Genomic DNA, 23,491 nt, shown 5'->3' with positions numbered 1-23,491 from the left:
AGTGGTGACCACGACGGCGGACAAGCTGGCCGAGCTGCGGGAGAAGCTCGACAAGGCGCGTGAGCCCGGCAGCCCTCGCGCCATCGAGCGTCGCCGGGCGGCGGGCCGGCCCAGCGCGCGCCAGCGCATTGAATCGCTGCTGGACCCCGGGTCCTTCCAGGAGATCGGGGCGCTCGCGAAATCGCCCGGCAACGCCGACAACCCCTTCGGCGACGGCGTCGTCACCGGGCACGGCACCGTGGAGGGGCGGCCCGTCGCGGTCTTCTCGCACGACCAGACCGTCTTCGGCGGCAGCATCGGCGAGGCGTTCGGCCGCAAGGTGGTGGCCACCATGGAGCACGCCGCCAAGGTGGGCTGCCCCATGATCGGCATCAACGACTCGGGCGGCGCGCGCGTGCAGGACGCCGTCACCTCGCTGGCATGGTACGCCGAGATGGGCCCGCGGCACGCGCAGCTGGTGGGCGTGGTGCCGCAGATCTCGATCATGCTGGGGAACTGCGCCGGCGGCGCGGTGTACTCGCCCATCAACACCGACGTCGTGGTGGCCACGGCCGAGTCGCACATGTTCGTCACCGGCCCCGAAGTCATCCGCTCGGTCACAGGCGAGGACATCACCCTCGAGGAACTCGGCGGGGCCTACCAGCAGCTCAAGAACGGCAACGTGCACCACGTGGCCAAGGATGAGGCCGAGGCGTTCGCGTGGGTGCGCGAGTACCTCAGCTACATGCCGTCCAACGCCTTCGAGCAGCCGCCCGTGGTCAACCCGGGGCTGGAGCCGGAGGTCACCGACAGCGACCTCGAGCTCGACGCGATCATCCCGGACGCCGACAACTCCGGCTACGACATGCACGACATCATCGTGCGCATCTTCGACGACGGCGCCTTCCACGAAATGGCGGCCCAGACGGCGAACAACGTCATCACCGGGTTCGCCCGCATCGACGGCTCCCCGGTGGGCGTGGTGGCCAACCAGCCGATGTTCCTGTCCGGGGCCCTCGACGCCGAGGCCGCGGACAAGGCCACCCGGTTCGTGCGGCTGTGCGACGTGTACTCGATCCCGCTGGTGTTCCTCGTCGACACTCCCGGCTTCCTGCCCGGCGCAGAGCAGGAGCGGATCGGCGTCATCCGCCGCGGCGGTCGGTTCCTGTTCTCCTTCGTCGAGGCGACGGTGCCGAAGGTGACGGTGGTCATCCGCAAGGCGTACGGCGGCGGCTACGCGGTGATGGGCTGCAAGCAGCTCGGCGCCGACCTCAACTTCGCCTGGCCCACCGCCCGCATCGCGGTGATGGGGGCTGAAGGCGCGGTGACGCTGCTGCGCAAGCGCGAGATCGAGGCGGCCGGCGACAAGGGCGAGGAGCTCAAGGCGCAGCTGATCAAGATGTACAACGAGTTCATCGCCACCCCGTATGTGGCAGCCGAGCGCGGGTACATCGACGGGGTCATCGAACCTTCGTCCACCCGGCTGGAGCTGCGCAAGGCCTTCCGGCTGCTGCGTGACAAGCACGTGCTCGAGCCGCAGCGCAAGCACAAGCTCATGCCGGTGTAAGCGGAGACGGCGGGCCTGCCACACACTCGACAGGCGATTCGTGCCGTTCCGGTAGTCCGGAACGGCACGATTCGCCTTTGCGGCGCGCGTCCTCAGCCGCTAAACGGCCGGGGCGAGGACGCGGCCTAGCCGTCCGCGCGCCCGCGAGAACAGCAGCGCGTCGACGCTGATGCGTCCGGGCCCGGCCACCGCGAGCCCCAGCGCGCCCGCGCCCAGGGCGAGCGCGAGTTCGAATCCGCCGTCGCCCACCCAGATTCCGTTGCCGATGTGTGCGACGAGGATGGCGCCGATCATGTCGACGGCGAGCAGGATGCCGGCAAGCGGCACGAGCAGCCCCGCGATGAGCGCCGCGCCGCCGAGGATCTCCACCCACGTGGCCAGGTATGCCGACACGTCCGGCAGGGGCGCCCCCATGGTGTCGAAAGCCGCGGCGGTGCCCGCGTGCCCCCAGGTGTTGAGCTTCTGCAGCCCGTGGGCGAGGAAGACTGCGCCGATGCCCACGCGGGCGAGCAACAGGCCGATCGATCGGATGGAGCCGGTGGGTCGGTTCATGGAGGTGGATCCCCTCACGTTTCGGTCCGGCGGGGGTGGAGCCGACGACTCCGCGGTGGCACGCCGTGAATTGGTTGATGCTTCATCTAACTAGGGTGAGCGTAGGGCTTGAAACTTGAAGCGTCAAGTGATGCGACGTAGCCTGGGCCCGTGGAGCACACGGAGCGGCAGGACGCGGGGACGGCCCGGTCGGGGACTGGAGAGCCACGCTGGCTCGACCCCGAGGAGCTAGAGGCGTGGGTCCAGGTGGCCATGCTGATGATGCACCTGCCCGGTGAGCTGGATGCACAGCTCCTGCGTGATTCGCACCTCACGCACTTCGAGTACGAGGTGCTCTCCCGGCTCTCGGAGGCGCAGGACCGGAGCCTGCGCATGAGCACTCTCGCGACGCTGGCGGGGGGTTCGCTGTCGCGACTTTCCCACGTGGTCAAGCGTCTGCAGGACCGAGGGTGGGTGGAGCGCCATCCGTGTCCCGAGGACCGGCGCGTCACCTTCGCGCGCCTCACCGACGCAGGTCACGACGTGGTGGTGCAGGCGGCGCCGGGGTACGTGGAGAACGTGCGCCGTCTGGTGGTGGACAAGCTCACCCGCACGCAGCTCGGTGAGCTGATCCGGATCGGCCGGCGGCTCAACGACACTGTCGAACGCATCGTCTGACGGGCCCGACGTGCACCGCCCCGCACCCCGTTCCCAGGGCGCGGGGCGGTGCACGCGGGGGCCGGCTCAGCCCCAGCCGTGCCGGATCGGTCCCGGCGACCAGAGCCCGGAGCGGGTCGCGGTGCCCAGGTCCAGCTCCGCGACGGTGCTGTCCGGCACCCGCAGCGAGAACTTCTCGAGCGAGCCCCAGTCTCGGCCCCAGTCGTTGTCCTGGTACGCGGGCACCGTCTCCGCGGTGAGCAGCAGCTCGGTCCAGCCGAGCGGGCCACCGCCGTAGGCGTCCTGCCAAGTGTTGGTGGAGCTCACGGCGAGGCCCCTGTCCGGCAGTACGCGGAACTTCGGGATTTCCGCGATACCGTTGAGGTGCTTGAACGGCCGCAGGCACGGGAAGGCCAGCGCCACCGCCCAGTCCAGCAGCACGGGGGTGGTCGATCCGATGTAGCTCTGCATCGTCTCGAGCTGCGCTATGCGCGGCGGCGTGAACGCCAGCCACTCGTTGAGCGCCGGGTTGGAGTCGTACGCGAGGATCTGCACCGCGTCGGCCCCCCGGGGTGCGCGTTCCATGGGCAGCCGGAGGTTGCGCCACGACGGATCCGGGCCGGTGTCCATCATCGCGATGGGCGAACCGACGGCGGTGACGGCGCCTTCCGGATTCGTGGTGCCGAAGAGCACCTGGAAGTTCGCGGGGTTGATGCGCCCGGCGGCGGAGATCACCAGCAACTGGTCGTCGGCCCGCGGAGGCAGCCGGTACCAGGACGACACCGCGTGCGAGATGGGCTGGTCGGCGGTGTGGAAGCTGCCGATGACCGGCGTCGTGTCCGGGTCGAGGCCGAAGGGCAGCCGCGCCAGCGAGCCGTTGATGCCAGGCTCGTCGATGAGGCCGCCGCCGGTGCCGGCGCTGTTGGACTTGGTGTTGGACTGCTCACCGGTGCCGACCACCCCCGGCTGCACGTACTCCTTGTCCGAGGTGAGGTCGGTGGGGATGCCGTTGGGCCCGAAATTCTCGTTGAGGAATCCGCCGAGCGCGACGGCCGGTGCGGCGCCGATGGGCGTGAGCATGCCGGCGTTGGCGTCCGGCTCGACCAGGATCTGGTCGCCCTGCGCGCAGGGGTTGCCTGTAAGCGCGCGCAGGTTGCCTTTGCCGACGGTGTACGCGGGGTATTGGATGGCCATCCCGGCGGCCATCGACAGCGTCTCGAGGAGCACCATGAACGCGGCCGTCACCGTCAGCGGCGCGGCGAGGAGCCCGTCGAGCCTGCCGCGCAGCAGCCGGCGTGTCCGGGGCTTTTCGCCCCGTTCTCGTGCGGCGAGTATGTACGGCTCGCGGTAGTGCAGGTACAGCGCCACCAGCAGTGAGATCACGGTGAGCGCGATGAAGACCTGGGCGAAGGCGATCCCGGCCAGCTGAGGCTTCTCGCCGCCCCACGGGATGCCGTAGTTGGAGACGTACCACCAGCTGTTCGACGATTCGAAGCTGATCGCCATCACGAACATCAGCGCGGCCACGAACAGCGCGCGGTTGCGCCCGGATCGCAGTGCCGACGAGAGGATGGCCAACGTCGTCAGCGCCGCCAGCGCCCCCGCCAGGCCCGCGTACACGCCGAAGTGGTGGCTCCACTTGGTGGGGTTGAACATCATCAGGGCCAACGACATCGCGGTGATGCCGACGATGCGGCGGCTCGGCCCCAGCGACACCCCGGGGATGGCGCGCTTGCGGTAGAGCATCGCCGCGCAGACGATCAGGCACAGCAGCATCGAGAACACGGCGAACCGACGGGCGACGGAGCCGTCCGGCGAGAACGTCATCAGCGCCTCGTACCGCAGGTACTCCATGTACCACTCCTCGGACGGGCCGAGGTCGGTCTTCATGTTCGTCGCCTGCAGCACGGACTTGATGGTGGTGTCGCCGAAGACGAGGACCAGCACCACGGTGCCCGAGGCCAGCAGCGGCCCCAGCGTAGCCAGCCAGCCCACCTGTTTGGCGCGTCTGATGATGATCTGCAGCATCGGGCGCGAGCCGGCGATGAGCGCGGCGATGCAGATGGTGCCCGTCGGACCGACGGACAGCGTGAACGCGGCGATGAGCAGCGCGGCCGCGATGGGCAGCACGCGGCGGGTGGCGATCGCGCGCTCCACCGAGCACCAGGTGAGCAGCGCACCGAGCGCGATGTAGGGCTCGGGGCGCAGGCCGTTGTTGAACGGCATCCAGAACGCCAGGAACACCAGGCCCGCCGTCCACGTGACGAGGCTGCGCCGCCGCGCAAGCCGTCCCAGGCGTGGGATCACCTCCCGGCTGATGACCATCCAGCACAGGATCCCGGCGATGAGCGCTGGCAGGCGCAGCAGCGGGCTGGCCGTGGAGATGTGCGAGAGCGCCGTGAACATGTAGTACGACATGCCGAACGGGGCTTCCGGGGCGGCGAACCACCGGTAGTAGTTCGACATGTAGCCGGAGTGCTCTGCGGCCCGCGCCATCGTCATGATGTAGCCGTCGTCGGCGGTGTTGGCGCCGATGAAGTGCCAGATCACGAGCACGCCGATGACGAGCAGGTCCTTGAGGTCGAAGCGCCACCAACGCGACGGCAGGAACCGCCGGTGCTTGCGGCCGTCCACGGCGTCGAAGCGGCTCAACGCCACCAGCGACGAGATCGTCAGCGCCACGGCGAAGATCATCGCGAGGCCCTTGAGCAGGGTAGGCGTGGTGGAGTAGCGGCTGTCGATCTCGGCGTCGAAGTGCAGGCCCTGGGGCACCGCGCCGGTCATGTCGGTGTACACGCCGACGATCTGCGGGCGCACGTCGCCGGACACCGTGCCGCTGACCGGCGCCCCGTCCGCGTTCGTCAGCCCGGTGAATGTCCCCACGGTGCGCTCGGGGTTCGAGTCGATGTGCAGCTCGGAGCAGGCCCCCGGCGCTGCGACGGCGTCGACCGGCGCCTGGACGACCAGGTGGTTGCGGGTGCGGACCTGCACCGAGCCGTCGTCGACCGTGACGAACAGTCCGCGCGCGTGCGCGTCCTCGCCCGCCGAAGCGGGTGCGGTGGACAGCGCCACCGCGGTGCCGTCGCGTTCGGCGAGGTCGGCGATCGCGGTGCATGGGATCGTCGCGTCGAGCGTGATGGGCTGGTAGCCGACGGCGGGCGCGCTCACCGGGTTCAGCGAGGAATTCTGCGGCCAGTTCAGGTGCACCGTCGTCTGCGTGACCGGCAGCAGCGGGATGAGCAGGGCGAGCACGAAGCCCGCGAGCCCCGTGACCGCTGCGAGGAGCCTGGCGATGCGCAGTCGTCGGCGCGCGTCGGCGCGCGGATCGTCGCTGGGCGGCTTGTCATTATCGGTCACGGCAGTGGGCACGTCCTGGCATCCTAGTCGGCCTGAAACGGCGCGGACCCCGCGGTGGTGCGGGCCGGCTCAGGGGGTTGAACGGTCATTTCCTCACGATGACGGTGAACGGTCCGATCTCCGTCGTAGTGAACTCCGGGCTGTCGAAGAGTGCGCGGGGGAACGTCACGGTGAAAACCTTGACGTTGGGGTCGTTGGGGTAGACGTCCGCGGACAGGCGGAGGGTGTAGCCGTCGGCGGAGCTGCGCATGATGAACGCCTGTGGCGGCCGCCACGGGACGGAGTCGAGTTCGCTGATGAGCTCCGCGGAACTGTCCGCCCGGGACCACTGCTTGATCGCGTCGGTGCGCGCGGCGAAGTCGCCCAGCGGGTTGGCATAGTGCGACGTGATCGCCTGGAACCCCAGGTACGGGTAGTAGCTGAGGAACGGGAAATCGGTGGTGAGCACGACGGTGTCGTCGCGTGGTGTGTCGACCCGGTCCATGATCGCGGCGTCGACCTCGTCGAAGTAGGCGGCGGCGCCCGGCGGGTACCGGTCGGCGCGTTCGCCGTAGCCGTCGGTGTCGGAGTACGCGACGGAGATCTCTGTCTGCAGCACGTGCGGGATGTTCTGGGCGAACATGATGGCCGCGACGATGCCGAGCACGGTGATCACGGTGCGGGTGCGGCGCGCGCGCACCGCGGCGACGGCGGCCGGCTGGTACAGGCGGGCCCGGGCGACGGTCCAACGGGCGATGTCGACGACGGCGAACACGCCCGCTGCGCCGAGCAGCAGCAGCAGCACAGGCTCGAGGCGGAAACTGAGCAGCGTCGAGCCGAGAACCGTCCACGCCATCGACAGCAGCGTCCACAGGTAGATCGCCGCGACCGCGATGCCCAGCGCCTGGGCCCGCACTGAAGAGCGGAACTTCAGGACGGTCCACAGCAGGCCCAGCAGCGTCAGCGCGCCCAGCAGGCTCACGTTGAACATCGGCAGCGGGAGCAGCGCGCCGGACTCGGGAAGGTAGTGCATGGCGGTCGAGTCGACTGTGGGGTGGTCGAGCATCCGCACCAGGTAGGGGGCCCACACGATCAGGGCGATGAGCCCCGCGACGACCCCGGCCGCGGCGAGCCGCACCAGCGGCGACACTGAAGTGCGCAGGGCAGCGGGGGCCAGCATGCGGCGCCACAAAGGAATCGCAGCAGTGCCGGGGCCTCCAGTGCTCGCGTCCCGGCCGGCCGCGTGCGCGTGCCGATAGGCCGTGGCGACCGCGGCCGCCAGCGCCATGAGCACCACCGCGAAGGCGGCGAACGCCGTGTACAGCGTGTACATGCAGGCGGAGACGCCGAGGAACACCCCGGTGGCGATCACCGCCGCCCATCCGGTGCGGCGGCGGGCGCCCGGGCGCAGCGACGCCCGCAGGCCCGACCAGGCGAGGACCATCACCGGGGGGATGAGCACGGCGACGATGGCGCCGTAGGCCTCCGGCGAGCCGTAGGCCAGCACGATCGCCGCCTGCGCCGTGGCGATCATGACGGCCAGGTCGGCGCGGATGAGGCGGGACCACAGCGCGGCGGCCACGACGATCGCCACCGCGAGCGAACCGATGGCGTACGGCTTGTAGAACTCCCAGCCGGGCATGTCGAGCAGGTCGGCGAGCCGGCCGCCCACCCAGAACCAGCCGGCCGGGTAGTAGGAGGGCAGGTCCGCGTAGTTCATGTCGTGCAGCCCGGCCGTCGCCGTCATACGCGTGAGGAACTGCGTGCGGAACTCCTGGTCGACGGAGATGCCGAACAGGTACAGGCGGGTGGCGGACAGCGGCACCGCGAGCGTCACGGTGGCGAACGCGGACAGTCCGGCCCAGGAGAGCAGCCGGCCGCCGCGGCTGCGCACGTCGCGCCGCAGCAGCAGCACGCCCGCAGTGACCACCAGCAGGGCGGCCACCTGGAGCAGCGTGGTGAGCGCCTGCGCCATGTTGGAGGTGGTGAACGCGGGCAGGTTGGTGCGGTCGATGACGACGAGGCCGGCGCCGGTGACGGCGGCCGCGACGATCCCCGCGCCCGCGAGCGAGCCGAGCGCGCCCCGCACGGGAGCGTCCCCGCGATGCGGCGGGGACGCGGAGGGCGCACCGGCAGTACCGGCGCCGCCGCTGTCGGTGGCGCCGGCCGGATGGTCGTCGCTGGTGGTCGCCGTCACGGCATCACACCGGGAGGCGCCGGAAGATCTTGCGCGGCACGTGCCGCAGCACCATCATCACGTAGCGGAACGTGCCGGGCGCCCAGACGATCTCCTTGCCCTTGGCGGACGCGGACACGGCCAGCTTCGCCACGTCCTCTTTGTCGACGGTGAGCGGGGCCTCGTCGATGCCCGCGGACTTCCAGTAGTCGACGGTGGTCTGCGTGCGCACCTGGCCGGGTCTGATGACGGTGACGTGCACGCCGCCCGGTGCGAGCGCCTCTCCCAGGCCCAGGTAGAACCCGTCGAGCCCGGCCTTGGTGGAGCCGTAGACGAAGTTGGAACGGCGCACGCGCTCGCCGGCCACCGAGGACATGGCGATGATGCGGCCGTGCCCCTGGGCCTTCATGTGCTCGCCGAGCAGCACGCCCACCGACACGGCGGCCGTGTAGTTGACGCCCGCGATGCGCACGGCCTTCGGCTGGCTCTGCCACAGTTCCTCGGCGTCGCCGAGCAGGCCGAAGGCCACCACCGCGACGTCGATGTCGCCGCCGGCGAACGCCTCGTCCATCATCGCCGGGTGCGCCTCGGTGTCGAGCGCCTCGAAGTCGACGATCCGCACGTCGGTGGCGCCCGCGGCGCGCAGCGCCTCGGCGGCCTCCGCACGGGGGGCCTCGGGCCGGTCGGCCAACACCACCCGCAACGGCGCCTTGGCCAGGTACTCGGAGGCGATCGCCAGCGCGATCTCAGAGCAGCCGCCCAGCAGCAGCACGGATGTGGGGTTTCCTACGGCGTCGATCACTTGAGCTCCAGCCTCCTGGCCATATCGGACATGAACACCCCGGTCGGATCCACCTCGCGGCGCACGGAGATCCACTCGTCGATCCGCGGGTACATAGCGTGGAAGGTCTCCGCGGAGGTGCGTGAATCCTTCGCGGTGTACAGCCGGCCGCCGAACTCGAGCACCCTCCGGTCGAGTTCGGTGACGAACTCGTGCAGTCCCGGCTTGATGCGGAAGTCGACGCAGATGTTCCAGCCGGGCATGGGAAAACTCAGCGGGGCCTTGTTGCCCTCGCCGAACAGCTTGAACACGTTGAGGAACGAGTAGTGTCCGGAGGCCTGGATGTCGCGGATGATCCGCTTGAACTCCTCGACCGCCTCGGTGGGCACCACGAACTGGTACTGCAGGAACCCGGCGGGCCCGTAGGCGCGATTCCACTCGCCGAACAGGTCCAGGGGGTGATAGAACTGCGTCAGATTCTGCACTTTGCCGCGGTAGGTGCCGGCCTTGCGGAACCACACCTCGCCGATGGCGCTGAAGGTGTACTTGTTGGCCAGCCCGTCGGGGAATACGTCCGGCAGCGTGAGCAGCGTGGGGGCGTCGAACTTCAACGGATCCTTCTGCAGCTTCTTCGGGAGCTGGTCCAGCGTGGCCAGCGATCCGCGGGACACCGCCGCGCGGCCCAGCTTGGGCGGGGCGGCGATCGCGTCGAACCATGCCGACGAGTAGTCGTACTGGCTCTCGCTGCCGTCGCTGTGCAGGGCGATGGTCTCGTCGAGCGTCTCGGTGCGGTCGCCGTCGGCGATGAAATACGCCGTCTCCGTGCGCGTCATCCGGATCGTGGCGCGCAGGATGATGCCGGTGAGCCCCATGCCGCCGACGGTCGCCCAGAACAGGGCGCCCTTGGGATCGTTCTTGCCGCCGCGGGGCGTGAGCCTGCGCACCTGGCCGTCCGCCGTGAGCAGGTCGATCGCCGTGACATGGTCGCCGAAGCTGCCCGCGCTGTGGTGGTTCTTGCCGTGGATGTCCGAGCCGATGGCGCCGCCCACCGTCACTTGGCGCGTGCCAGGCAGCACCGGGACCCACAGGCCGAACGGCAGCGCTGCCTTCATCAGCTGGTCCAGCGAGACGCCGGCGTCCACATCCACCAGGCGGGTGTCGCTGTCGATCCGGTGGATGCGGCTGAGCGGGGTCATGTCCACCACCAGGCCGCCCGCGTTCTGCGCCGGGTCTCCGTAGGAACGGCCCAGGCCACGGGCGATTATGCCGCGACGCAAGTGCGGCGGCTTGTCGGAGGACCGGTCCGCGGCCTCGGCCACGGCGCGCGCGATGACGTCGACGTCGGGCGTGCTCAGGACCTGCGCCGTACTGGCGGCCGTGCGGCCCCAGCCGGTGAGGGTGCGCTGCGTGGTCGAAAGCCGGCGGGAACGGGCGGCCTCCGCGGACGCCTCCGCGTCGCCGGTGGTGCTGCTGTCAGCGGTTGTGGACATCGGGTAGAGGCTACCGCGTGGTCACGTGGCGACGGCGGCACGTGGGGTGACGCACATGGCGGGCAGGGCCGCTGCGGCTACCCTGTCCCACGTGTCCGAAACCAATCCGAGCGCCCGGGACCCGCATGCGCACGAGTACCCGATGCCTGCGGAGATTCCCGTCACCGACAACGTGGGCGCCACCGACCTGGGGCTGAAAACCCAGATCGTGCGGTTCATCATCACGGGTGCACTGTCGGGGATAGTCGACTTCGGCCTCACCGTGCTTCTCATGCGGCTAGGCATGGGGCACACGCCCGCAAAAGCCGTCGGCTTCATCTGCGGGACCACCACCGCGTACCTGATAAACAGACGCTGGACGTTCCAGGCGCCGCCGTCGACGGCGCGGTTCATAGCGGTGGCGGTGCTGTACGCGGTCACCTTCGTCGTGCAGGTGGGCCTGTTCGACGTGATGTTCACGGCGCTGCCGGAGGGCATCCTTTACACGTTCATCGCATACTGCGTCGCCCAGGGCACGGCCACTGTCATCAACTTCGTCGTGCAGCGGGTCGTCATCTTCAACATCAAATAACGACCTTCAACGTCAAGACAGCGAACTTCAGCATCACAACAGCAGCAAGGCGACGGCGGCATCGGACTGCGACGGCGGAATCAGCGGCGGGCCGGCGGACGGACCCGGAAGACAAGTGAGGCGACAGAGTGCAGACGGCGAACGCGCGCAGGCTGGTGCAGCGCAACCACTTCGCGGGCCCCGAGGACTGGGTCAGCGAGGACCTCTACAGCAAGGTGACGCACGGCGTGGCCCGCAGGCTGCGCTCCGAGATCGCCCTGCAGCCCGGGGCGGAGGCCCACACCAACGCCTACTTCGGCCGCTTCGAGGCCTCCTACTGGCAGCGGTGGACGGGGGTGACCGCCGTGCGCGTGCGGGCCGAGGTGCGGGTGGGCCGGCCGGACTCGGCGGAGCCGGTGGGGGCGCACGGGACCGTGCGGGTACGGGCGTCGGACATCGCGGGCCACGAGCGCACCGTGGACTTCGCGTCCGTCGACGCCGCCCCCGGTGACGGGCCCGTCGCCGTCGAGTTCGACGCACCGATCGACAAGTTCCTCGACGGCGGGGCAATGTGGCTGGAGTTCCGCGCGGGCGACCTGCCGCTCACCGTCGACGGCGTGCACTGGACCGTCGGCGCCGACGACGCGCGCGAAGGGCGGTTGCCGAACGCCGTCGCGATCTGCACATTCAACCGGGCCGACGACTGCGCTGCCACGGTGGCGGCCCTCGCGTCGGACCCGGAGGTGCTGGGCGTGATCGACCACGTCTACGTCACCGACCAAGGCACCGACACTGTCGACTCGCGGCCGGTCTTCACCGGTGCCGCCGCAGTGCTGGGCGAACGCCTGCACTACCTGCGTCAGCCGAACCTCGGCGGCGCTGGCGGATTCAGCCGCGGCATGTACGAGGTGACCGGGCGCGCCGGCCAGGCGAACGTGCTTCTGATGGACGACGACGTCCGCGTCGAACCGGAGACGGTGTTGCGCATGACCGCGTTCGCCGACCACACCGCGTCGCCGATGCTCGTCGGCGCCCAGATGCTGTATCTCTACAACCCCGACTATCTGCTGCTGTCCGCGGAGGGGGACGACCTGTCCGCGCTCAAGGCCGGCCTGCCCGCCGACGCCGAGGCGCTGCACGACCAGTCGGTGATCGACAACGTGCAGGAGCGCCGCATCGACGCCCCTTACAACGCCTGGTGGTCCTGCCTGATCCCGGCGTCGGTGATCCGTGAGATCGGCCTGCCGATGCCGTACTTCTTCCAGTGGGACGACATCGAGTACGGCATCCGCGCACGGGGCCGGGGCTTCCCCACCGTGACGTTGCCCGGCGCGTCGGTGTGGCACGCCGACTTCTACTGGAAGGACGGCGACGACTTCGGGCAGTTTTTCGGCCTGCGCAATTCCCTGATCACCGCGGCAGTCCACAGCGGTTTCGACGTGCGCGATCTGAGCAAGGAACTGTCGCGCCGGGTGCTCAGCACGATCGTCGCGATGCAGTACGGGTTCGCCGAGACGCTGCTGGCGGCCGTCGACGCGTTCCTCGAAGGGCCGGACGCGCTCGCTGACGGCGGCCAGGAGCTGCTGGCCCGCGTGCGCGAGCTGCGGTCCGGCCACCCGGAAACGCAGCGGCTGCCGGTGTCGGCGATGCCCGCCTCCGCCCAGGTGCGCCGGGTCGTCGGGCCGCTGGACGAGGACAAAGCGGACCTGGTGCTGGCCAAGAAGGCGGCGCGTCAGCTGTCCGGGCGCGTCGAGGCGGGCCCGGTGGCGGTCCCGTACGAGGATTCGTTCTGGTGGCACGTGTCCGCGTTCGGCGAGGTGTATGTGACGGACGCGTCGCAGGGAGGAGTGCGCCGCAGGCGCCGGGACGCGGCGCAGGCGAAGGCCCTCACGAAGCGGCTGGCGTCCACCCTGCGGCGCTTCGTCGCAGAGGGGCCCGCCGCGCAGGACGCCTACCGCGCCGCCGTCCCGACGCTGACGAGCAGGGAGAACTGGGCGCGCCTCTACGGGATCGGGCCCGCGGATACTACGGTATCGTGATCCGTATCACGGGGCGTGCGCGGCGCGCACCGTGAGTCGGTCGGCTCATTCCGCAACATGGCCCGTTCAGCAACACGGCCCGTTCAGCGGCGTGGCCGGTCGAGCAGGGTGGCCAGTGCGTCCGGTGCCGTTGGGTCTGCGCGGCTCCCGCGCCGGAGTGCGTCGTCGACGGGCAGGGTGTGTGATGCCAGATCGTCCACTCGGTGGTCCCGCACGCGGCGGGGCGCGGGACTTGCGCGCGGATATCGCGCGGTCGTGGCAGCGCTCGGTCATGTGCGGGTTGGAGCCGGACCACGCCATCACGGCGTTCACCGGCGGCCCCGGATCGGCCGCAGTCCGGCGTGCGGCGGCGCCGGTGCTCGAGGAGCTCGCCCGGCACACCGCCGGTACGGGGGTGGCACTGCTGCTGGGCGACTGCGACGGCGTCATCGTCGACCGCTGGTCCGACACCGGGGCCGCCGAGCGCGCGTTGGAGCGTCGCGGCGTGATCCCCGGCATGCTGTACAGCGAGGAACAGGCCGGAACGAACGGCCTGGGAACCGCGCTGGAGCTCGGGCGCGGCGTGGCCATCCACGGGACCGAGCACTTCCTCGAGTCGCTGAAAGGTTTCAGCTGCTACGGCCATCCCATCCGCCATCCGCTGACCCGCCGGGTCGAGGGCGTCGTCGACATCACCGGGGTTCAGGCCACGGCCAATCCCCTCTACCTGCCGCTGGTGGTCCGCGCAGTCGAGGAGATCGAACGCAGGCTGGTCGAGGGCGCGCGCGTCGAAGACCTCAGGCTGATGTCCGCATACCAGCGGGCCCGTCGACGTTCCCGTTCCGATGCGGCCGTCGTCGGGCTGGGCGCCGAGCTGGCGCTCGCCGATCCGGCCGCGCTCGATCTCGTGGACCCGCGCGACCACCCGATGCTGCGCGGACTGGCACGCGGCCTGGCCGCCGGCCGGCCGTTGACGACGGACGCGGTGCTCGTCTCGGGGGCGCCTGTGCGGGTCGAGATGACGCGGGTCGAGGGCGCGGGCGCGGGCACGGTGTTCCGGATCGAGGCGGTGGCCGGGGCGCCGCGGGCCGCGGCTGTGCCGACAGTGGCGGGACCATCCGAGGCAAGACCATCTGAGGCAGGGCCGGCGGGGACCGTCGCGGTGGTCGGGGAGCCGGGAAGTGGGGTGACGACCGCCGCGCTGCGCCTCATCGACGGTGCGGGCGGGGCGGGGGAACCCGTGGCCGCGGACCTGCTGCGGCTGACGCTTCTCGACGCGGTGGAAGTGGACGCGGTGGAGCTCGGCGCCGACGGCGAGCGAGTCTGGGGCGGCCGGTTCGCGGACGCTCTCCGTGATGCGGAGCGTGACGACGCGGCGGTGGTGCTCATCGAGCACGCCGATCTGCTGCCGGATCGGCTGCTGCGCCGGGTCTCGCGGGCGCTCGCGGGCGGCGCCGGACGCGCGCGCCTGGTCGTCACAGTGCGCACCGGTACCGGCGCCGGCGAGGCGCTGGCCGCGCTGTGCGATCGCCGAGCGGCGGTACCGCCGCTGCGCGAACGGCAATCGGAGTTCCCCCGGATCGTCGCCGGCGTTCTCGCGGAGCTCGACCCGGACGGCGGCGCGCGGGTGCCGCCCGGCGTGGCGACGGTCCTGGCGTCGTATCCGTGGCCGGGGAACATCACCGAACTGCGCGCGGTCCTGGCCGCCGCCGTGCACAGGAGCGGCGGCACGGTGACCGTCGACGACCTCCCGGAGCACGTGCGACGGGGTGCGACGGCGGCCCGGCTGACCGGGATGGAACGCGCCGAACGCGCCGCAATCGTCGCGGCGCTCGCAGCGAAGGGAGGCAACAAGAGGCAAGCCGCCGAGGAGCTCGGGATCAGCCGGACCACGCTCTACGCCCGGATGCGCACGCTGAAGGTCTGAGGCCGGCCGCCTCGGCGCTGGACGGTCGCTCGGGTGCGGTGTCCAGAGTCTGAACACCTGCGGTCGCCGTTCGTGATCGACGATAGGTGTGTTGCAGAACACATCCAGTCGAGGAGGTTTCATGACCGCGCTCATCGAACACGGCCCGCAGTCGGTGGTGCCCGCAGTACGGCGATTCCTGTCCGGCCGCAAGCAATTGCTCATCGGCGGCGAGTGGGCGGACGCGGCGTCCGGGCGCACGTTCGGCACCGAGGACCCCGCCACCGGCAGGGAGCTCGCGCAGGTGGCGCACGGCGAGGCCGCCGACGTGGACCGGGCGGTGCGGGCGGCGCGCCGTGCATTCGACGAGGGTCCGTGGCCGCACATGAAGCCCAACGGGCGTGAGCGGCTGCTGTGGCGGATCGGTGACATCCTCAGCGAACGCGCCGAGGAGTTCGGCCAGCTCGAAGCGCTCGACAATGGCAAATCCGTGGGCATCGCGACCGCCGTGGACGTGGCCTGGGCCGCCGACGTGTTCCGCTACTACGCGGGGTGGGCGACCAAGATCGAGGGCTCGACGGTCAACGTGTCGATGCCGTTCGCGCCCGGCGGACAGTTCCATGCCTACACGCTGCGCGAGCCCGTCGGCGTGTGCGGGCTCATCGTCCCGTGGAACTTCCCGATCCTCATGGCCGCCTGGAAGCTGGCGCCGGCGCTCGCGGCGGGCAACACGGTGATCCTCAAGCCCGCGGAGCAGACGCCGCTGAGCGCGCTGCTGTTGGGCGAGGTGTTCACCGAGGCCGGATTCCCGCCCGGCGTCGTCAACATCGTCACCGGATTCGGCGACGCGGGCGCCGCCCTGTCCGGCCACGACGCAGTCGACAAGATCGCGTTCACCGGCTCCACCGAGGTAGGCAAGAAGATCGTCGACGCCGCCAAGGGCAACCTCAAGAAGGTCTCGCTCGAACTCGGCGGCAAGAGCCCCAACATCGTGTTCGCCGACGCGGATCTCGAGGCCGCGGTGCCGGGCTCGCTCAACGCGTGGCTGTTCAACCACGGGCAGTGCTGTGTCGCCGGCACGCGGATGTACGTCGAGGACACGATCTTCGACGAGTTCACCGCGGCGGTCGCCGAGGCCGCCTCGAAGGTGCGGATCGGCCCCGGCATGGACCCGGCCACCGAACTCGGCCCGCTGATCTCGCAAGAACAGTTCGACAAGGTCACCGGCTACTTGCGCGACGGCCTCGCCGACGGCGCGCGCGCACTCTCCGGCGGCGGGCGCTGGGGCGAAAGCGGCTACTTCGTCGAACCCACCGTGCTGGTGGATGTGCAGCCGGACTTCTCCGTGGTGCGCGAGGAGATCTTCGGGCCCGTGGTGGCGGCGCTGCCCTTCAACGCCGACGAAGGCGTGGTGGCCGCGGCCAACGACTCGATCTACGGGCTGGCCGCCGGGATCTGGACCAAAGACGTCTCCAAGGCCCACCGCACCGCGCGCCAGGTCAAGGCCGGCTCGGTGTGGGTCAACCAGTACAACGGCTTCGACACGGCCATGCCCTTCGGCGGCTACAAGCAGTCCGGCTGGGGACGCGAACTGGGCGCGGGCGCCCTCGACCTCTACACCACCACGAAATCCGTCAACATCGCGCTGTGAGCACCCTCGTGCTCTGACAAAGGAGGACACCATGAAGACCAAGGCAGCAGTGCTCCTGGAGGCCGGCAGGCCGTTCGAGATCATGGAGCTCGACCTCGACGGCCCCGGCCCCGGCGAGGTGCTCATCAAATACACCGCCGCGGGCCTGTGCCACTCGGACCTGCACCTGACCGACGGCGACCTGCCGCCGCGCTATCCCATCGTCGGCGGCCACGAGGGCTCCGGGATCATCGAAGAGGTCGGCCCCGGCGTCACCAAGGTCAAGCCGGGCGACCACGTGGTGTGCAGCTTCATCCCGAACTGCGGCACCTGCCGGTACTGCTCGACGGGGCGCCAGAACCTGTGCGACATGGGCGCCACCATCCTCGAGGGCTACCTGCCGGACGGCACCTTCCGCTTCCACGGCGACGGCAAGGACTTCGGCGGCATGTGCATGCTGGGCACCTTCTCCGAGCGGGCCACGATCTCGCAGCACTCTGTGGTCAAGGTGGACGACTGGCTTCCACTGGAGACCGCAGTGCTCGTCGGCTGCGGGGTGCCCTCCGGCTGGGGCACCGCGGTGAACGCCGGCAACCTCCGCAACGGCGACACTGCCGTCATCTACGGCATCGGCGGCCTCGGTATCAACGCGGTGCAGGGCGCCGTCGGCGCCGGGTGCAAGTACGTCGTCGTCGTCGACCCGGTCCAGCTCAAGCGCGAGACTGCGCTCAAGTTCGGCGCCACCCACGCGTTCGCCACCGCGGAGGAGGCAGCGGCCAAGGTCAATGAACTGACGTGGGGCCAGGGCGCGGACGCCGCACTGATCCTGGTGGGCACGGTGGACGAGCAGGTGGTCTCCGCTGCCACGGCGGTGATCGGCAAGGGCGGGCGGGTCGTCATCACCGGCCTCGCCGACCCGGCCAAACTGACGGTGCACGTCTCCGGCGCGGACCTGACGCTGAACCAGAAGACGATCATGGGAACGTTGTTCGGCTCGATGAACCCGCAGTGGGACATCGTCAAGCTGCTGCGCCTGTACGACTCGGGCGACCTCAAGCTGGACGAGCTCGTCACCAAGCGGTACACCCTCGAGCAGGTCAACGAGGGATACCAAGACCTGCGCGACGGTAAGAACATCCGCGGCGTCATCATCCACGACGCCTGACTGGGCCCCCGCCTGGACAGGGCCCCATGCCCGGCGGACGCACGCAACGTGCGCCCGCCGGGCATGATGGTGCGTAGGAGGTGCATGCAGTGAAATCCGAGACGTTCTCCGTCCACACCGGTGCCGACGAGGTGGTGTACGACCTCACCGGCCGGTGCCGCGAGTTCGCGGCGGGGGACGGCGACGGCCTGCTGCACGTGTTCGTGCCGCACGCGACGGCGGGCATCGCGATCATCGAGACGGGTGCAGGCAGTGACGACGACCTGCTGGCAACGCTGCGCGACCTGCTCCCGGCCGACGACAGGTGGCGGCACCAGCACGGCACACCCGGACACGGCCGGTCGCACGTCATGCCGGCGCTGATCCCGCCGTATGCCACGGTGCCGGTCGTCGGCGGCCGGCTGCTGCTGGGCACGTGGCAGTCCATCACGCTGGTGGACCTCAACGTCGACAATCCGGACCGTGAGGTCCGGCTGTCCCTGCTGCGCGGCTGACGGGGAACGCCGGCGTCGCGTTCGAAGTTCGAAGGGCACGTGTTGTGGCGTTCGAACTTCGGGCGCAAAGTCGGCGTCGCGCCCGAACTTCGAGCGCGACACGGCGTGACGTTCGTTGTTGCGGGGTGCAGTCCGTAACTACGGACCAGTGGGCGCAACTGCGGGCGCGACGTGTCGTCGCGTTCGAACTTCGGGCGTCACGTCCTCGTCACGCCCGAACTTCGAGCGCAACGAAGAGGCCGGCGCCGACGGTCACCCGCAGCGCGGAGGCCCCCGCCGCTACGGCTTGGTGAACCGTTCGCGCCGTCCGAGCCCGCGCAGTCGCATCCACTCGCGGAATCCGGCGATGTCGCGCCGCTGCACCAGGAAGAACCACCCGAACCGCGCGTACTCCTGCGGGAGGAGCCGCCGCATGCCGGGCTGTGCCATGAGGTATCCGCGGTTGCGGTAGGTGAAGAACCGTTTGCCGGGGTTGTCCGGGTACTGGGTGTGCATGCGGCCGCCGAGGATCGGCTTGAACTCGTCGGCGCCGTCGGGATGCAGGTATGCGGCGTCCAGGCAGGTGCCGAACGGCAGCCTGGAACGCACCAGACGCCGGTGCACATCCACCTCGTCTCCGCGGACGAACAGGCGTAGGTCGGGCACCCCTACCGCGTCGATGGCCGCCGCGGTGAACAGGGCGCCGTTGAACAGCGACGCGATGCCGGGCAGCAGGTCGGATTCCGGGTCTTCGGGGTGCCGGAGCGCGCTGCGGTGCCGTCGCCAGGTGAGCCCCCGGCGCAGCGGGAAGGCGAGTTTTCTGGGCTCGGCGATGTCGCACACCACGGGCGAGACCTCGGCCAGCCCGTGCCGGCGCGCGCAGTCGAGCAGGGTGGCCAGCACGTCTGGGCCGTCGGGGCGGCCGTCGTCGTCGGCCAGCCACACTCTGTCCGCGCCTAGCGCCAGAGCGTGCAGCATCCCCAGCGCGAAGCCGCCCGCGCCGCCGAGGTTGTGCCGCGACCCGATGCAGGTGGCCGGGATCGGCTGCGACTCGACGAGCGCGCGCACCTCCGGCTCGTCGGCGTTGTCGATCACCACGAGGTGGTCCAGTGGGCGGGTCTGTGCGGCGAGCACGCGGAGCGACTCGGCCAGCAGCGCGCGGCGCCGGTGGGTGACGACGACGCCGACGATCCGCTCGGTGTCAGGCCGCTTTCCGCCGATGTCAGGCCGCTTTCCACCAGAGTCAGACACGGTCACGGCCACTCTCGGTGGCCTGCTGTTCGCGGCGCATCTCCGCCATCACGGTGCGGACGTGCTGAGCGGCCTCGGGGCCCTCGTAGGCTCCGATGATCTCGTCGATCCCGCCGCGCTGGCGGATTTCGCCGCGGTCGATCCACATCGCGGTGTTGCACAGCTGAGCCAGGAATTCGTTGGAGTGGCTGGCGAAGACAAGGATCCCGGAGCGCGCGACGAGCTTCTGCAGCCGGATGCGCGCCTTCTTCATGAATTCCGCGTCGACCGCGCCGATGCCCTCGTCCAGCAGCAGGATCTCCGGGTCGATGCTGGTGACGACGCCCATCGCCAGGCGCACCCGCATTCCCGTCGAGTAGGTGCGCAGCGGCATCGCCAGGTAGTCGCCCAACTCGGTGAACTCGGCGATGTCGTCCATCCGGTCGTTCATCTGCTTGCGCGTCATGCCCAGGAACAGCCCGCGGATGATGATGTTCTCGTAGCCGGAGATCTCCGGGTCCATGCCCACGCCGAGGTCGAACACCGGCGCCACCCTGCCGCGGACGTCCGCGGAACCGCGGGTGGGCTCGTAGATGCCGGACAGCAGGCGCAGCAGCGTGGACTTGCCCGCGCCGTTGTGGCCGACGAGGCCGACGCGATCGCCCTCGCGGAACGACACGGTGATGTCGCGCAGCGCCTCGATCGTCACCACATTCGAGTCGGTCTTGCCGATGGTGCCGCCGGCCCTGCCCAGCACGGACTTTTTGAGCGACCGGGTGCTGGCGTCGAAGATGGGGAAGTCGACGCAGGCCCCGTGCGTGTCGATGCTGACTGTGCTCATGCGGATGTCCCTGTGCTCATACCGATGTCCCTGTGCTCATGTTGCTGATCCTGTGCTCATGCGGCGGCTCCGGTGGTCGTGTGCGGCAGGCTCTGTCGTGCGACGGGCTCACACCCAGTACGGCACACGCGCGCGGTACTTGCGCATGGCCAGCAGCGCCGCCGCCCAGCCGACGACGGTGAGTCCCAGCACGATGTACCAGTGGTAGGCGGCCGCGGTCTCACCGAGCATGGGCGCGCGGACGATCTCCAGGTAGTGGAACAGCGGGTTGATCTCGGCGAGCTTGGCCCGCTCGGCGGCGCCGGGGCGGTCCGCGAACACCTTGGTGGTCCACACGATGGGGGTGACGTAGAACAGCAGTTGGGTCATGCTGCCGAGTAACGGCGCGATATCGCGGAATCGGGTGGAGACGATGCCGAACAGCATCGTGACCCACACGGCGTTCACGATCAGCAGCAGCATCGCCGGAATGGCGAGCAGCGACGACCAGCCCAGGTCAAGCGACGTCCAGAACACCGCGAGCAGGATCACGTAGATGATGAGGTTGTGCGCCAACAGCAGGACCTGCCGCCACACCAGGCGGTAGACGTGCACGCTCAGCGGGGCGGGGAGCTGTTTGATCAGGCCCTCATTGGCGATGAACACCTCCGAGCCGTCCACGATGGCGCCCTGGATGAGGCCCCAGATGATCAGGCCGACGGTGAGGTAAGGCAGGAAGTAGGCCAGATCCTGGTCGAGGATCAGCGAATACAGCAGTCCCAGCGCGGTGGCCATGACGCCCGTGGCGATGGTGATCCAGAACGGGCCGATGACGGACCGGCGGTACTTCTGCTTGATGTCCTGCAAGCCGAGGATCAGCCACAGTTCACGTTGCGACCAGCCGAGCCGCATGTCCGCGAACGCGCGCGCGAACGTGCGCGAACCCGTGATGCGCGGGGCAGGATCGTGCGGGGCGGTGGTGACGGGATCGGACACGGGAGCCAACAGTACTAGTCGGCCGCCGCCGCGGGCCCGTCGCCGTTCGCGGCGCGGCGGCGGGTCACAGGTACTGGCCGGTGCCCGGCATCTGTCCCCCGTGCGGCCCCTGCTGCGGGGCGGCGCCCGGCGGCAGCGCGTGCCGCATCTGCTTGAGCTGCGCCTGTGCGGCCATTTGTTGGGCCATCAGTGCCGTCTGGATGCCGTGGAACAACCCCTCTAGCCAGCCCACCAGCTGCGCTTGGGCGATCCGCAGCTCGGCGTCGGAGGGGACGGACTCGTCGCCGAAGGGCAGGGTGAGCCGCTCGAGCTCGTCGCGCAGCTCACCGGACAGGCCCTGCTCCAGCTCTCGGATGGAGGTGGCGTAGATCTCGCGCATGCGGCTACGGCTGGCGTCGTCGAGCGGGGCCGAGCGGACCTCCTCGAGCAGCTGCTTGATCATCGTTCCGATACGCATGACCTTGGCGGGCTGCTCGACCATCGAGGTCAGGGCGTTGCCGTCGTCGTCCTCGCCCCCATCGGCCCCCTCGTCCGGGGAGTGCGGCTCGTCCGAAGGCGTCTCGGCGTCGCGTCCGACGATGACGTAGCCGTTCTCGGAACCGTCCCCACTGGAACCGTCCCCACCGGGGCCGCCGCTTCCGGCGCCGGCGCTGTCGCCTGGGCTCTCACTCATACGTTTCCCGTCCTCGCTCGCGTGGTGGCCATTGTGCCCGCCGGGTCCGATTGTGCACGCCCGGTACACCGGCGCGCCGCAGGTCCGGGCGCCCGCCCCCGCCGTTCGACGCGGCTGTCGTCGGGCGGACGGCTGTCCACTACTCTGAGCACGTGGTCGGTGTACATCGAACGGATGAGGTCCGTGCAGCCCGGGGTGCGGGTCAGTACTCGGGTATGCGCGCGATCGGCCGATCGCGCGCGGGTGGAATCAGCGCCCCGCTGCCACATAGTCTGTACGGCATGGAATACGACGTCTGGGGGGTGCGCGGGCTGTTCCCGTCGTTGGGAGACGGCTGGATCCACCTGGACGCGCAAGTGGGGATGCAGATCGCGGACTCGGTGGCGCGCACCGTGTCGACGGCGTTCCGCACCTCGGTCTCGGACCCCTCGGGCGCATACCCCTCCGCGCGGCGCAGTGCGGGGATCCTCGATACCGCGCGCGCCGCGGTCGCCGACCTGGTGGGGGCGGACCCGGCCGGCGTGGTGCTGGGCCCCAACCGTGCGACGCTGCTGGCGCGGCTGGCTGAGGCCTCGCGGCGGCGCCTGGGAATAGGCACCGAGGTCGTGCTCTCCCGGGTGGATGACGAGGAGAACATCACCCCCTGGTTGCGCGCCGCCCACCTCTACGGCTCTTACGTCAAGTGGGCCGAGGTGGACATCGAGAACTTCGAGCTGCCCACCTGGCAGTATGCGGAACTGGTCGGCGAGGCCACGGCTCTTGTCGCCGTCACAGCGGCCTCGTCGACGCTCGGTGTCAAGCCGGAGGTGGCGGCAGTGGCCAAGCTCGCTTCCGCGGCGGGCGCCCTGACAGTGGTCGACGCCGCGTTCCTGGCGCCGTACGAGCCGGTGGACATCCACGAGCTCGGCGTCGACGTGCTGGCACTCGACTCCGCCATCTGGGGCGGGCCGCCCGTCGGTGCGCTGGTGTTCCGCGACCCCGCGGTGATCGACCGGCTCGAGCGCGTCGCGATCGACCCGACGGCCACCGGCCCGGCGATGCTCGAGGTGGGTGCGCACCAGTACGCGATGCTGGCGGGCATGGTCGCCTCGATCGAGGTGCTCGCCGGCCTCGCCTCGTCCCCATCGCCGGGATACCGCGGCGCGGCGGCGCCGGAACCGCGGCGCGAGCGCATCGTGCGGTCCATGTCCGCTCTGCGCGCCCACCAGGCCGGCCTGTTCGACCACCTGGTGGGCTCGCTGCGGTCGCTGCCGCTGGTGATGGTGCTGGGCGCGCGGTCGGCCAGCGTACCCATGCTCAGCTTCACCGTCGCGGGGGTGCCCGCCCACCGCGTGACGCAGCGCCTGGCGGACAACGGCATCTGCGCGCTCACCTCGCGCGGCGGGTCGCGGGTGCTCGAAGCGATCGGCGTCGGCGAGGTCGGCGGCGCGGTGACGGTGGGCCTGGGCCACTATTCGACGGTGCACGAGGTGGACCAGCTGGTGCGGGTGGTCGCGTCGCTGGGGTGAGCGGG

18 protein-coding genes are annotated in these 23,491 nt (G+C 70.1%); 9 read left to right on the top strand and 9 right to left on the bottom strand.

Annotated features, from left to right (window positions below; genetic code table 11):
• Window position 1: 1 nt before the first annotated feature.
• On the top strand, window positions 2-1,546 hold the full coding sequence (locus JJ683_RS02465) for an acyl-CoA carboxylase subunit beta (RefSeq protein WP_200171079.1): 1,545 nt from the start codon (window positions 2-4) through the stop codon (window positions 1,544-1,546).
• Between the two features lie 99 nt (window positions 1,547-1,645).
• On the opposite strand, the gene JJ683_RS02460 is transcribed toward JJ683_RS02465, so the two are convergent.
• The gene (locus JJ683_RS02460) at window positions 1,646-2,098 is read right to left on the bottom strand and encodes a DoxX family protein (protein WP_200171078.1); all 453 of its coding nucleotides are present in this window, start codon (window positions 2,096-2,098) and stop codon (window positions 1,646-1,648) included.
• Between the two features lie 150 nt (window positions 2,099-2,248).
• On the opposite strand from JJ683_RS02460, the gene JJ683_RS02455 reads away from it, so the two are divergent.
• On the top strand, window positions 2,249-2,755 hold the full coding sequence (locus JJ683_RS02455) for a MarR family winged helix-turn-helix transcriptional regulator (protein WP_307810640.1): 507 nt from the start codon (window positions 2,249-2,251) through the stop codon (window positions 2,753-2,755).
• 66 nt (window positions 2,756-2,821) lie between these two features.
• Here JJ683_RS02455 and JJ683_RS02450 read toward each other — a convergent pair whose 3' ends face one another.
• From JJ683_RS02450 to dprE1, 4 genes are all read right to left on the bottom strand, one after another.
• Window positions 2,822-6,103, bottom strand: coding sequence for an arabinosyltransferase domain-containing protein (locus JJ683_RS02450; protein WP_307810639.1), 3,282 nt, complete (start codon window positions 6,101-6,103; stop codon window positions 2,822-2,824).
• Between the two features lie 73 nt (window positions 6,104-6,176).
• Complete coding sequence (locus JJ683_RS19565) at window positions 6,177-8,159, bottom strand: arabinofuranosyltransferase (protein WP_372435223.1); 1,983 nt, start codon at window positions 8,157-8,159, stop codon at window positions 6,177-6,179.
• A gap of 112 nt (window positions 8,160-8,271) precedes the next feature.
• Window positions 8,272-9,048 (bottom strand): decaprenylphospho-beta-D-erythro-pentofuranosid-2-ulose 2-reductase, encoded by a 777-nt coding sequence (gene dprE2 / locus JJ683_RS02440; protein ID WP_200171076.1) that lies wholly within the window; start codon window positions 9,046-9,048, stop codon window positions 8,272-8,274.
• Window positions 9,045-10,517, bottom strand: coding sequence for a decaprenylphosphoryl-beta-D-ribose oxidase (dprE1, locus tag JJ683_RS02435; RefSeq protein ID WP_200171075.1), 1,473 nt, complete (start codon window positions 10,515-10,517; stop codon window positions 9,045-9,047). Before dprE1 ends, dprE2 begins: the two co-directional genes overlap by 4 nt.
• A 91-nt stretch (window positions 10,518-10,608) precedes the next feature.
• Between dprE1 and JJ683_RS02430 the strand changes: the two genes are divergently transcribed.
• From JJ683_RS02430 to JJ683_RS02405, 6 genes are all read left to right on the top strand, one after another.
• A complete protein-coding gene (locus JJ683_RS02430; protein WP_307810638.1) occupies window positions 10,609-11,088 on the top strand; it encodes a GtrA family protein in 480 nt (159 codons plus the stop codon).
• Window positions 11,089-11,216: 128 nt separating this feature from the next.
• Entirely contained in the window at window positions 11,217-13,106 is a 1,890-nt protein-coding gene (locus tag JJ683_RS02425; RefSeq protein WP_200171074.1) for a glycosyltransferase, read from the top strand.
• Between the two features lie 184 nt (window positions 13,107-13,290).
• The gene (locus JJ683_RS02420; protein ID WP_200171073.1) at window positions 13,291-15,012 is read left to right on the top strand and encodes a sigma-54-dependent Fis family transcriptional regulator; all 1,722 of its coding nucleotides are present in this window, start codon (window positions 13,291-13,293) and stop codon (window positions 15,010-15,012) included.
• A gap of 121 nt (window positions 15,013-15,133) precedes the next feature.
• A complete protein-coding gene (locus JJ683_RS02415) occupies window positions 15,134-16,642 on the top strand; it encodes an aldehyde dehydrogenase family protein (RefSeq protein ID WP_200171072.1) in 1,509 nt (502 codons plus the stop codon).
• A gap of 31 nt (window positions 16,643-16,673) precedes the next feature.
• A complete protein-coding gene (locus JJ683_RS02410) occupies window positions 16,674-17,786 on the top strand; it encodes an NDMA-dependent alcohol dehydrogenase (protein ID WP_158726799.1) in 1,113 nt (370 codons plus the stop codon).
• 89 nt (window positions 17,787-17,875) lie between these two features.
• On the top strand, window positions 17,876-18,280 hold the full coding sequence (locus tag JJ683_RS02405; protein ID WP_200171071.1) for a YjbQ family protein: 405 nt from the start codon (window positions 17,876-17,878) through the stop codon (window positions 18,278-18,280).
• A 279-nt stretch (window positions 18,281-18,559) separates the two neighbouring features.
• On the opposite strand, the gene glfT1 is transcribed toward JJ683_RS02405, so the two are convergent.
• The 4 genes from glfT1 to JJ683_RS02385 form a co-directional block, all read right to left on the bottom strand.
• Entirely contained in the window at window positions 18,560-19,510 is a 951-nt protein-coding gene (glfT1, locus tag JJ683_RS02400; protein WP_307810637.1) for a galactofuranosyltransferase GlfT1, read from the bottom strand.
• On the bottom strand, window positions 19,503-20,330 hold the full coding sequence (gene wzt / locus JJ683_RS02395; protein ID WP_200171070.1) for a galactan export ABC transporter ATP-binding subunit Wzt/RfbE: 828 nt from the start codon (window positions 20,328-20,330) through the stop codon (window positions 19,503-19,505). Before wzt ends, glfT1 begins: the two co-directional genes overlap by 8 nt.
• Window positions 20,331-20,438: 108 nt before the next feature.
• Window positions 20,439-21,305 (bottom strand): galactan export ABC transporter permease subunit Wzm/RfbD, encoded by an 867-nt coding sequence (gene wzm / locus JJ683_RS02390; RefSeq protein ID WP_443733831.1) that lies wholly within the window; start codon window positions 21,303-21,305, stop codon window positions 20,439-20,441.
• 64 nt (window positions 21,306-21,369) lie between these two features.
• The gene (locus tag JJ683_RS02385) at window positions 21,370-21,978 is read right to left on the bottom strand and encodes a bacterial proteasome activator family protein (RefSeq protein WP_200171069.1); all 609 of its coding nucleotides are present in this window, start codon (window positions 21,976-21,978) and stop codon (window positions 21,370-21,372) included.
• A gap of 281 nt (window positions 21,979-22,259) precedes the next feature.
• Between JJ683_RS02385 and JJ683_RS02380 the strand changes: the two genes are divergently transcribed.
• The gene (locus JJ683_RS02380; RefSeq protein ID WP_200171068.1) at window positions 22,260-23,486 is read left to right on the top strand and encodes a cysteine desulfurase-like protein; all 1,227 of its coding nucleotides are present in this window, start codon (window positions 22,260-22,262) and stop codon (window positions 23,484-23,486) included.
• Window positions 23,487-23,491: the final 5 nt, after the last annotated feature.

It is taken from the genome of Tomitella cavernea, from assembly GCF_016599145.1.
GTDB lineage: Bacteria > Actinomycetota > Actinomycetes > Mycobacteriales > Mycobacteriaceae > Tomitella > Tomitella cavernae.
The sequence above is the reverse complement of the archived record's forward strand: the minus strand, read 5'-3'. Positions and strand labels throughout refer to the sequence as shown.

Excerpts from the sequence above, each read along its gene's own strand:
- JJ683_RS02460 (WP_200171078.1), bottom strand. The coding sequence starts at position 2,098 with ATGAACCGACCCACCGGCTCCATCCGATCGATCGGCCTGTTGCTCGCC.
- dprE1 (WP_200171075.1), bottom strand. The coding sequence starts at position 10,517 with ATGTCCACAACCGCTGACAGCAGCACCACCGGCGACGCGGAGGCGTCC.
- JJ683_RS02420 (WP_200171073.1), top strand. The coding sequence starts at position 13,291 with ATGCCAGATCGTCCACTCGGTGGTCCCGCACGCGGCGGGGCGCGGGAC.
- JJ683_RS02415 (WP_200171072.1), top strand. The coding sequence starts at position 15,134 with ATGACCGCGCTCATCGAACACGGCCCGCAGTCGGTGGTGCCCGCAGTA.
- JJ683_RS02410 (WP_158726799.1), top strand. The coding sequence starts at position 16,674 with ATGAAGACCAAGGCAGCAGTGCTCCTGGAGGCCGGCAGGCCGTTCGAG.
- wzt (WP_200171070.1), bottom strand. The coding sequence starts at position 20,330 with ATGAGCACAGTCAGCATCGACACGCACGGGGCCTGCGTCGACTTCCCC.
- JJ683_RS02385 (WP_200171069.1), bottom strand. The coding sequence starts at position 21,978 with ATGAGTGAGAGCCCAGGCGACAGCGCCGGCGCCGGAAGCGGCGGCCCC.
- JJ683_RS02380 (WP_200171068.1), top strand. The coding sequence starts at position 22,260 with ATGGAATACGACGTCTGGGGGGTGCGCGGGCTGTTCCCGTCGTTGGGA.